The sequence below is a fragment of the Exiguobacterium sp. s22 genome (assembly GCF_018617455.1).
GTDB lineage: Bacteria > Bacillota > Bacilli > Exiguobacteriales > Exiguobacteriaceae > Exiguobacterium.
The window spans coordinates 42,561-52,063 of sequence record NZ_JACSKD010000008.1 but is presented as its reverse complement, the minus strand read 5'-3'; the positions used below and the strand labels follow the sequence as shown (position 1 = coordinate 52,063).

Here is a 9,503-nt window from a genome sequence, read left to right as displayed (position 1 = left end):
CTTAGAGTAGCGATTTCAACTCATGTAAATGTTGAATCTCATACGTCGACTCGATCGTCGCGGCCACTTCGTTCGGATTGAACCAACACGTATCCAACCCATACATCCGCCCACCGGCGATATCTGCCGTGACCGAGTCACCGATAATCAATCCTTTCTCTGGCGCTACATTCGGGATTCGGTCGAAAACATAGTCAAAGAACGGCTTCATCGGTTTTTGCGAACCGGTCGCATCCGATACGAAGACATCTTGGAAGTACGGCAATAGTCCCGATGACTCTAGCCGTTTGAATTGCGTCTCCGTCACACCGTTTGTGACGATATAGAGCGGATAGTCGTTGCTCAGCTTTTGAACGACCTCCAAAGCACCATCAACCATATGCACACCTGCATGTAAATAGTCACGATATTGCTGTTCGACCTGCGGACCGTCGACCGTGAGTCCGAGCGAATCGAACAGTTTCGTATGTCGACCGACGAGTACCTCCTCACGGTCCACTTCGCCGAGTTCAAATGCGCGCCATAGGCCCGTGTTGATGTCGACATAGCGCGCTTTCACCTCATCCGTCATCCGGACGTTGTAGGATGCAAGTAACTGCTCAAGTGCGACATGTTCACTTTGTTTAAAGTCTAATAGCGTGTCATCAATATCAAATAAAATCGCTTCATAACGTTTCATATCTCTTTCTAACCCCTCTCTTCGTCTAACTGTACAGGAAGTAGAAACGAACATCAAAAAAGGGAGATATGACGTATCCCCCTCTCAATGTCTATTAGATGACTAGTTTGATTTTTGAGCTCCATAATTAATCAATATCACGAGTACCCCAATCAATATCGCGACCGACCATGCGTGAACGACCCCACTGAGCGTTAACGGCTTGAAGAAGTATCCCCAATCGTTCTCAAACAAGTAGGCCAAATAAACCGACACACCATACGATCCAAGCAAGGAAGCTAATACAAAGCGTATTTGCAAATGTCTCAAAGATTGTTTTGTTACCCACCAAATGATCACCGGTACAATCAAATATCCAAATGGAAAACCCTATACATAATCCATTGCCGCCACAAAAAATGCCCAAGGCACGAAGAGGAATAAACTCACACAGCAAGTTTTCATCGTCTGCTCCTAAACTTGTTGAATTTACTTGATTCAAGTTTACCAAATCCAATACATTGATATGTTTATTTTTCTAGAACAAGTGAATACTTCTTATGGTGAAGAAAAAACAAAGGAGTGTTCAAATATGCATACAGATTTTACGAACATGTACATCAATGGTGAGTGGGTAAATGGATCAAGTGAAAAGTCGATCGACAACGTCAATCCGTTCTCGAACGAGACGCTCTTCTCGATTCAATCAGCGGATGAAGAGGACTTGAATCGTGCTTATGAAGCAGCCAAAGCATCTCAGACGGACTGGGCCGACATGCTTCCACAAGCACGACGTGAGTTGATTGAGAAGTTTGCCCAGCTGACGATGGACAACAAAGACTTTATCGTCGACTGGCTCGTGAAAGAGTCCGGTAGTACACGCATCAAAGCAGAGAGTGAGTTCGCCGCATCAATGGCCATCGTCAAAGAAGCCGCGACGTTCCCTTTCCGTATGGACGGGCTCATCAAACCTTCGATCGTGCCGAATAAAGAGAACCGGGTATATCGCAAACCACTTGGGGTCATCGGCATCATCAGCCCATGGAACTTCCCGTTCCACTTGGCTGTCCGTTCAATCGTGACAGCTCTCGCGACGGGGAATACGGCCGTCGTCAAACCGGCCACGGCGACACCGGTCACAGGTGGTCTCCTATTCGCATCCCTCTTCGAAGAAGCAGGTCTTCCGAAAGGTGTGCTCAACGTTGTCGTCGGACGGGGGTCTGAAATCGGGGACGCCATCGTCGAACACCCAATCCCGCGCCTCATCTCGTTCACAGGTTCGACTGAGGTTGGTCAAGGGATTGCGGAAAAGGCAGGTCGTTTGTTGAAGAAAACAGCACTTGAACTCGGTGGGAATAACGTGTTTGTCGTTCTCGATGATGCCGACCTCGACCGTGCCGTCGAATCAGCCGTCTACAGCAAGTTCTTCCACCAAGGACAAATCTGTATGTCGACGAACCGAATTCTCGTCGCCGAATCGATTCATGACGAGTTCGTGGAGCGTTATGTCGAGCGCGTTAAACAGTTGAAGGCAGGTAACCCGAATGAAAAAGATACGCAAGTCGGCCCGCTCATCGACCACGATCAAGTCGATCGCATCTTAGACCAAATCGAGAAAACGGTTGATGCCGGTGCGACCGTTCATACTGGCGGGACAGCGGACGGCAACGTCCTCGAACCGACCGTCCTCAGTGGCGTCACGAATGACATGCCGCTCGCGAAAAACGAAATATTCGGTCCTGTCGCGGTCATCCTTTCGTTTAAAGATGACGAAGAGGCTGTCCGTCTTTCGAACGAATTACCGTATGGATTGAGCGGTGCTGTCCACGGCTCGGTTTATCGTGCAACCAATTTTGCACGGAAAGTCGAAACCGGCATGATTCACGTCAACGACCAATCGGTCAATGATGAACCACACATGCCGTTCGGGGGCGAGAAAAACTCTGGTCTCGGACGATTCAACGGTGAATGGGTACTCGAAGAGTTCACGACGCTCCAATGGGTGTCCATCATGCATGAACGTCGCGAGTATAAACCATTCTTCTCGTAATACAAAAAGTGTTTCGGCAACTCGCCGAAACACTTTTTTAGATTTTCTTCACGAACTCCGACTTCAGTTTCATCGCACCAAGTCCCTCGATTTTACAATCGATGTCATGGTCACCTTCCACGAGTCGAATCCCTTTCACTTTCGTTCCTTGTTTGACGACAAGCGAGGTCCCTTTCACTTTCAAATCCTTAATCACGGTGACGGTGTCTCCGTCTTGAAGTGGGTTTCCGTTCGCATCTTTGATTTGTGAAGCCGCTTCCGCTTCTGCCGCCTCGCTCGGTGACCATTCATAGGCACATTCCGGGCATACGAGCAACGGTCCATCCTCGTATACATAAGATGATTGGCATTTTGGGCAATTCGGATACTCAGTCATTCCATTTCCTCCATTCGATTCACTCGTTCCAGTATATCGTATGGTAGCTCAGTCTTTCTAGACCGTTCATTCTTCTGTAGGCGATGCAGGACCTTCTAAATCAAGTTGATAAAACGATAAATCGAGCCATTTGCCAAACTTATATCCGGCATTTCGAATCGTTCCTGAATGTACGAATCCGACTTTTTCGTGGGCACGAATACTCGTCACGTTCGACGCGTCGATTCCACCAATCACCGTTTTCATTCCTCTCGCTTCAGCAATACGGATAATTTCTTTTAACAGTTTGTTGCCAATTCCTTTCCCGCGGTAACCGGGATGCACGTATACGGAATGCTCGACCGTGTAGTGATACGCTGGCCACGGGCGGAATGGCCCGAACGTCGCAAACCCCATGACCACATCATCCTCGACCCACACGATGATCGGACAGTCTTGCTCTTTCTTCTCCTCATACCAGGCGACCCTGTTCTCGAGCGTCACCGGTTGATAGTGATAGACGGCCGTACTGTTTACAATCGCATCATTGTAAATATGTAAAATCATTTGAAGGTCATCTCGTCGACAATTGCGAATCATCCCCATACCACCTTTTCGTTTTTTTCATTATACGAATCCCCTCTTCAAAAGACACGAAAAAAGTGACCGGTCCCAACCGGTCACTCAACTCATGCGGCCAAGCGGTCACACATCGAGGCACATTCTGTACAGACACGCGCACATTCCTGGCAATGTGCGTGCTTATGTTTTCCACACTCCTGTGCGCATGCTTTGCAGATGACCGCACACGCTCGCGCGAGTTCAGGAACGAATGCCGAGTCACGCGTCATCGCCTCGGCAAGAAACGCACAGGCAGCGGCACATTCGCGATCCAGTCGGATACAATCGACCATCATCTGTACATCTTTTTCTTCTAAACAAGATTCTAGACAGTAGTTGCACGTTTCCACACATTCGTGGAGCACTTCAAGTTCGTTCGCATAGATTCGATGAGCCATACATCATTCCCCTTTCGCTTCTTCAACTTTAGACACGTTACTCCTGTTCCCTAATCGGCGAAAGAAAAACGACCCGGTTCAAGAATCCGGGTCGTTCACGAACTTACGATACAAGTAAGCGATTCGATTCAGCAATGACTCATCATATTGTTTCGGCATGAAACGATAGCGATACAATCGATACATTCGCTTCAAGTCTTCCCACTGATGATCGATTTGTTGCCCTTGTCTGAAGCGTGCCAAATCAATCAAGAATATCTGTCCGTTCGGGGTCAAAATAATGTTTCGTAAATGGACATCAGACGGGGTCAGTCCTAACAACCGCGCTTGTCGAAGCGCTTCATCCACTACCCCGATGTAAGACGGGTCAATCCAGACGCCTTCCGTCAGACACTCAAATAGCGTCTTTCCTTCGATGTAATCCATCACGATATATGACGCACCAGACTCATAGCACTTCGGAAAGTAAGGGAGCCCCTTTAGTTTTTCATAGATTGCCGCTTCTTCAGTTGCGATTTGTTCATAACCTGGAAAGAATACTTTGATAACACGATCCTTTTCCTTTAAACGAAACACGGCCGCACTTCGTCCGATGCCATGTAAACGAAGATCTGGGTGCATCGCGGTTACCTGAAACGAGTCACCTACTCGTTCGAAGGTGACATCTGCATATTGTTTATAGTTACTCATCCGTCACGCCTCTTCCTTCATTCTCTTCCCTTTCATCATAACGCATTCAAGCTCATTTGACGTTAAAACTGCTCGAGTTGGTGACAAGTGACGTCCTTTCTCGTAAGACGTATAATGAAGAGCGACTGACAACTAAGGAGGAGTTATAATGCAGCGCATCGCTTTGACAGAAGAATTATCATTCTCACGCATCGTCCATGGGATGTGGCGTCTCGCTGATTGGGACATGACCCCACAGGAACGCCTCACGTTTATCGAACAATGTCTTGAGCTTGGCATCACGACATTTGATCATGCGGATATTTATGGCGGTTACACATGTGAAGGCTTGTTTGGGGAGGCCATAAAATTAAAGCCTGAACTCCGAGACAAGATGGAGATTGTCACAAAGACCGGAATTAAATTGACAGGTTCGTTCAATCCGGACCAAACACTCAATTATTACGACACGACAAAAGAGCATATCATCGCGCAAGCAGAGCGTTCGTTAAAAGAGTTGGCAATTGATCATATTGATACGTTACTTATCCACCGTCCAGACCCACTCATGAACCCTGATGAAGTGGCCGAGGCTTTCATTACGTTGCGTGATAGCGGTAAAGTACGTGAGTTTGGCGTATCCAACCACGTGCCATCGACACAGAACTTGCTCCAATCACGACTCCCGTTCCAACTCGTGACGAATCAACTCGAACTATCTCCGATGCAATTGAAGCACTTCGAAGACGGATCGGTCGACCTTTGTCACGAAAAACGGATGCCGCTCATGGCTTGGAGCCCGCTTGCTGGAGGTCAACTCTTCAAAGACGAACAGTACGCACCCCTTCGTGAAAAACTTGAGGAAATCCGTGCACGTCACAACGCGAGCGGGATTGACTCGATCGTATATGCGTGGCTCGTCAAACACCCTGCGAACATCATGCCAATCATCGGATCAGGAAAAATCGAGCGTGTTCAGACAGGTGTCGATGCTCTTCAAATCGACCTCACACGAGAAGAATGGTTTGAAATTTTGAAGGCGGCACGCGGACGAGATGTCGATTAAAGGGACCTTCATCAAATAAATCCCACCGAATTATAACGTAGCAATTTAGAAGAAAAATTACCTTTTTCTAAAATTGCATGACACCAACGATTTTTCGTCAAAAATCGACACCGCTAAAGAGTCAAAAAGTAAAAATAAGACATAATTGGTTTTTCTCCCCGTTCAGTTCAAGTCGAACGGGTTTTTTGATTTTTTTTCGAAATAACAAATTAATTTTCCTAAGACTAAAGTCACAAAAAAATGGTGCTAGAATGGTGAAAGTGATTCACCAAAGGAGAGTACCGATGTGAAAAAGTACCTGATTTTCAGTACCCTCGTTATCCTATTTTTCTTATTCGGATGCGAGGAAGAACGCGCACTCCGACTCCAACCCGCTCCTGAATATTATCAAGGACGTGCCCTGTTACCTAATGGACAGCAAATCGAAATGCCAGAATCCGATCGCGCCGCTATTATTGAGATGTGTCAACCAGACCATGCGATTCCGACGATTCCAAACGGTGAACGACGTTGGCTCGGGACGATCACATTGACACAACCACTGACCGATTCTGCCGCCAATGCTAACTTTCCGACAGCAACTTTTTTCACTGTCGAAAATAAATCCTATGTACAATGTCAGCTCGATTCCATCACGTATGTTACAAAAATCACCACACTACCTGAGAGTTTAAATGACGCCCAATATGCAGCAAAAACGTATCCGAATGTTTCAAAATTCCGATTTGCAGAGCCACATGAATATGAGCACTTTGCACAAGAGATGCAAAAACCGATAGGTAATGAGCCCTATCCAGAAAGAAAAGGGATTGAACATACTCTTTTCCACATCACGATGCCCTTTACCGGGGAATTTGAACTCACTTTTACATCATCTGAAGGCGAAGACCACTTGAAAATTCCAATTGATTCCTCGCACCCTCCCTATTTGTCGATTGGACTCGGGACAGAGGAATCCGATGATGCGTTACAATATGCGATTTATACGAGCCAGGATCAAAATAACTATCAAGAGGTATTGCGACCGAAAGATGCGCAGATTTCACAAATGTTCGGGGCAAAGACAGCTCCGCAACTTCCTTCTGTTCTTGTACCCGGGCATGAATATTCGCTCTATAGTTTTACATTCATGAAAGATGGAACGGCCCATCGCCAGAATGTCTCACTTACGTATCATGAACCCCAGTTACTCTATGGGAAAGAATTGAACGAACAGATTCACCATAAATTAAGCAGTCAACGTCATGTTATTTTTCATGATTTGGCGCTTCTCGGTACAGAATCGAAAGATGAATCCTTCTTACATCATGTGGGGCACGATGAAATGGAATTCATTTTCGGCGCAATCAAACGAGCAAATGCAACTGCCTATGCAGGAAAACCCGCTCCAACACCGTATGTCACGTTGTTTCAAGGCGTATGTGCCCAAACATTCGATGTCAGCTATGATGGTGCCGATGTGTATGTGACCAATTCAGAGACAGGCGCCCATTTTAAGCTATTACGTGAGGACGCCATCAAGTGGTATAACCTGTTTGAACAAAACACATAATCCGACAGATGCGAACGCATCTGTCTTTTTGCATATTCACGAGGCAAATCTCGTTCGATGGAACACATTTTTTGGGAAGATAAGAAAGGAAAGGAGTGAATCATTTTGACAAATCCATTTATTCGAGACGTGAACCGTCATTGGCGGGTCTCTTACCGACAAAACGGATATCCACACGTTCAACAGGGCTGGGTGTTGCCACCGGAACAAAAAGAGGAATTTGATCCGTTTATTTTGATGGCAGAAGACTGGTTCAAGCGTGGGACGTTTTCGGACCATCCCCATCGTGGTTTCCAAACCATCACGTATGTCATCGATGGTCGCCTTGAACATATTGATAATCATGGAGGACATTCGATATTGGACGCCGGTGACGTTCAATATATGAATGCCGGATGGGCTGCCCGTCACGCCGAAGAAGCGGTCGACGATGATTTGATTCATACGCTTCAGCTTTGGTTGAATTTGCCGAAGTCGTTAAAAACGACAACGACTTCCTATCAGAACGTATACGTCGAGGACGCACCCGTCGTTCCCTTCGACGGCGGACAACTTCGCGTCTATTCCGGCGAAATCGCGGGCGTAAAAGGACCGATGGAAAGCCTCGTCCCCATCACGATGACAGAAATATCATTGAAGGAAGGCAGCGAATACGAACACATCTTGCCTGCGAATCATAACAGCTTTTTATATGTTTTAGCTGGGTCTGTAGAAGTCGGAACGTCCAACACGCCACTTACCAAAACGGACGTGGCGACGCTTACGTTCGATGAAACATCTGAGGCGATAAGCACACTTCGACTGAAGGCCACGACACGTACACGCCTCCTTGTCTATTCCGGAAAGCCGATTCGAGAAGAGTATATCGCGCACGGTCCATTCGTGATGAATACGGAAGAAGAGATTCGCCAAGCTTTTCGTGATTATCATAGTGGCGTGTTCGGTCCTCCAGCGGTGAAATAAACAAAGGGAGCCTCTCGATTCGAGAGCTCCCTTTCCTGATTATGAGCGATCTGGTTGTAACACCGTCTGTTGTGTGGGTACGTTCCCGATCGGTACGGTACGCTCGACGAGCACATAACGTTTCCCTTCCACTTCGAACTTGCGGTCCCCAAGATAGTTAGCGGACTTTCCATCTTCATATAATTTCGCCAAAATGGCCGGCACGTATTCCTCAAGTTTCGTATAGTGCTCATCGAGGGTCATCACGATATTGCCACCTTTATATCCGAGCCAGTAACTATAAAAGAACCAACCTAATGACAATACTCCAAGAATACCGATTCCGATTGTAAGTAATTCCATCATTTCATTCCTCCAATTTTTTCATGACAATCTGACGTTTCGGGACAAATCCAAGCTCGCTGTAAAAAGAGGCAGCATCTGTGTTGACCATCCAGTAGTCCAGTTCGATTGTTCTAAAATGATGGGCTAATGCCCAACGCTCCATCCATTCCATCACGCGCCGACCGTATCCTTTCCGCTGATACATCGGGTCAATGCTGATATGATGAATATAAATCGTTCGAACGGATTGACGGAATGCAGTCGCCTCACCCACCTTCTCCTCAAACCATATGTAGCCGATTGGAGTTGCTTCAAGCTCCATCACCATATAATGATGACCCGGTCGTCCAATCAGCGTCAAAAAAGCTTCATACATCTTCTCTTCCTCATACTCCGCAAAAAAAGACGAATTCATATGGACGTGATGCTCATGGATGGAACGATTCAACCGTGCGATGAGACGGGCATCAATCGTAGGGGTAAATGTGATTTCCATCATCCGGTATAGTTTGAATGGTTTCGATCTTCGTTTACACCGTGCGGTTTTTCAGTTCCGCGCAACGTATGCTCACTCGAAGCCTCCGTTCCTTTCCCATTTAGGCGACGTTGAAGCGGACGGGCCAAAAAGTAACCAATCAAGAGCGAACTAGGTAAGACGAGAAAAAATGTACCGAGCAATGTCAACATATATCCTTTGTCCGAGTCTCCGGCAATCGCGCGGAGGACAAAGAACAGACCGACGAAAACAAGTGCGGCCAAAGCGTATTCCACACATTTCCCGAGAAATCGTTTCACACGACATCTCCCCCTTCAAGGTTTGATGTATTATACGACCATTTCCATAAAA

At 46.8% G+C, this 9,503-nt stretch carries 13 protein-coding genes; 4 read left to right on the top strand and 9 right to left on the bottom strand.

Features of this window, described 5'->3' with window-relative positions:
* Position 1 precedes the first annotated feature (1 nt).
* Both KNO94_RS12565 and KNO94_RS12560 read right to left on the bottom strand, forming a co-directional pair.
* The gene (locus KNO94_RS12565) at positions 2–679 is read right to left on the bottom strand and encodes a YjjG family noncanonical pyrimidine nucleotidase (protein ID WP_214780203.1); all 678 of its coding nucleotides are present in this window, start codon (positions 677–679) and stop codon (positions 2–4) included.
* A gap of 102 nt (positions 680–781) precedes the next feature.
* Positions 782–979 (bottom strand): hypothetical protein, encoded by a 198-nt coding sequence (locus tag KNO94_RS12560; protein WP_214780201.1) that lies wholly within the window; start codon positions 977–979, stop codon positions 782–784.
* A gap of 271 nt (positions 980–1,250) precedes the next feature.
* Between KNO94_RS12560 and KNO94_RS12555 the strand changes: the two genes are divergently transcribed.
* Positions 1,251–2,708 carry an aldehyde dehydrogenase family protein gene (locus KNO94_RS12555; protein WP_214780199.1) on the top strand — a complete coding sequence of 486 codons (1,458 nt, stop codon included), beginning with the start codon at positions 1,251–1,253 and terminating at the stop codon, positions 2,706–2,708.
* A 37-nt stretch (positions 2,709–2,745) separates the two neighbouring features.
* Here KNO94_RS12555 and KNO94_RS12550 read toward each other — a convergent pair whose 3' ends face one another.
* The 4 genes from KNO94_RS12550 to KNO94_RS12535 form a co-directional block, all read right to left on the bottom strand.
* On the bottom strand, positions 2,746–3,084 hold the full coding sequence (locus KNO94_RS12550; protein WP_031421951.1) for a zinc ribbon domain-containing protein YjdM: 339 nt from the start codon (positions 3,082–3,084) through the stop codon (positions 2,746–2,748).
* Between the two features lie 66 nt (positions 3,085–3,150).
* Positions 3,151–3,663 (bottom strand): GNAT family N-acetyltransferase, encoded by a 513-nt coding sequence (locus tag KNO94_RS12545; protein ID WP_214780197.1) that lies wholly within the window; start codon positions 3,661–3,663, stop codon positions 3,151–3,153.
* An 89-nt stretch (positions 3,664–3,752) separates the two neighbouring features.
* Positions 3,753–4,082 carry a four-helix bundle copper-binding protein gene (locus KNO94_RS12540; RefSeq protein WP_214780195.1) on the bottom strand — a complete coding sequence of 110 codons (330 nt, stop codon included), beginning with the start codon at positions 4,080–4,082 and terminating at the stop codon, positions 3,753–3,755.
* A 78-nt stretch (positions 4,083–4,160) separates the two neighbouring features.
* Positions 4,161–4,772 (bottom strand): protein kinase family protein, encoded by a 612-nt coding sequence (locus KNO94_RS12535; RefSeq protein WP_214780193.1) that lies wholly within the window; start codon positions 4,770–4,772, stop codon positions 4,161–4,163.
* 148 nt (positions 4,773–4,920) lie between these two features.
* On the opposite strand from KNO94_RS12535, the gene KNO94_RS12530 reads away from it, so the two are divergent.
* The 3 genes from KNO94_RS12530 to KNO94_RS12520 all read left to right on the top strand — a co-directional run bounded on the left by KNO94_RS12530 (position 4,921) and on the right by KNO94_RS12520 (position 8,332).
* Complete coding sequence (locus KNO94_RS12530) at positions 4,921–5,817, top strand: aldo/keto reductase (RefSeq protein WP_214780190.1); 897 nt, start codon at positions 4,921–4,923, stop codon at positions 5,815–5,817.
* Between the two features lie 286 nt (positions 5,818–6,103).
* The gene (locus KNO94_RS12525) at positions 6,104–7,369 is read left to right on the top strand and encodes a hypothetical protein (RefSeq protein WP_214780188.1); all 1,266 of its coding nucleotides are present in this window, start codon (positions 6,104–6,106) and stop codon (positions 7,367–7,369) included.
* A 105-nt stretch (positions 7,370–7,474) separates the two neighbouring features.
* Positions 7,475–8,332: a pirin family protein gene (locus tag KNO94_RS12520; protein ID WP_214742290.1), complete on the top strand. Its 858-nt coding sequence runs from the start codon at positions 7,475–7,477 to the stop codon at positions 8,330–8,332.
* 39 nt (positions 8,333–8,371) lie between these two features.
* Here the strand turns inward: KNO94_RS12520 and KNO94_RS12515 are convergent, their stop codons facing one another.
* Genes KNO94_RS12515 through KNO94_RS12505 form a run of 3 tightly spaced genes read right to left on the bottom strand, consistent with a single transcriptional unit; the run spans position 8,372 to position 9,451 of the window.
* Positions 8,372–8,674 (bottom strand): hypothetical protein, encoded by a 303-nt coding sequence (locus KNO94_RS12515; protein WP_214742291.1) that lies wholly within the window; start codon positions 8,672–8,674, stop codon positions 8,372–8,374.
* Positions 8,675–8,678: 4 nt separating this feature from the next.
* The gene (locus KNO94_RS12510; RefSeq protein ID WP_214780186.1) at positions 8,679–9,152 is read right to left on the bottom strand and encodes a GNAT family N-acetyltransferase; all 474 of its coding nucleotides are present in this window, start codon (positions 9,150–9,152) and stop codon (positions 8,679–8,681) included.
* Positions 9,152–9,451, bottom strand: coding sequence for a hypothetical protein (locus tag KNO94_RS12505; protein WP_047794748.1), 300 nt, complete (start codon positions 9,449–9,451; stop codon positions 9,152–9,154). The genes KNO94_RS12510 and KNO94_RS12505 overlap by 1 nt, the downstream gene beginning before the upstream one ends.
* Positions 9,452–9,503: the final 52 nt, after the last annotated feature.

Excerpts from the sequence above, each read along its gene's own strand:
- KNO94_RS12565 (WP_214780203.1), bottom strand. The coding sequence starts at position 679 with ATGAAACGTTATGAAGCGATTTTATTTGATATTGATGACACGCTATTA.
- KNO94_RS12555 (WP_214780199.1), top strand. The coding sequence starts at position 1,251 with ATGCATACAGATTTTACGAACATGTACATCAATGGTGAGTGGGTAAAT.
- KNO94_RS12550 (WP_031421951.1), bottom strand. The coding sequence starts at position 3,084 with ATGACTGAGTATCCGAATTGCCCAAAATGCCAATCATCTTATGTATAC.
- KNO94_RS12545 (WP_214780197.1), bottom strand. The coding sequence starts at position 3,663 with ATGATTCGCAATTGTCGACGAGATGACCTTCAAATGATTTTACATATT.
- KNO94_RS12540 (WP_214780195.1), bottom strand. The coding sequence starts at position 4,082 with ATGGCTCATCGAATCTATGCGAACGAACTTGAAGTGCTCCACGAATGT.
- KNO94_RS12535 (WP_214780193.1), bottom strand. The coding sequence starts at position 4,772 with ATGAGTAACTATAAACAATATGCAGATGTCACCTTCGAACGAGTAGGT.
- KNO94_RS12530 (WP_214780190.1), top strand. The coding sequence starts at position 4,921 with ATGCAGCGCATCGCTTTGACAGAAGAATTATCATTCTCACGCATCGTC.
- KNO94_RS12515 (WP_214742291.1), bottom strand. The coding sequence starts at position 8,674 with ATGGAATTACTTACAATCGGAATCGGTATTCTTGGAGTATTGTCATTA.
- KNO94_RS12510 (WP_214780186.1), bottom strand. The coding sequence starts at position 9,152 with ATGGAAATCACATTTACCCCTACGATTGATGCCCGTCTCATCGCACGG.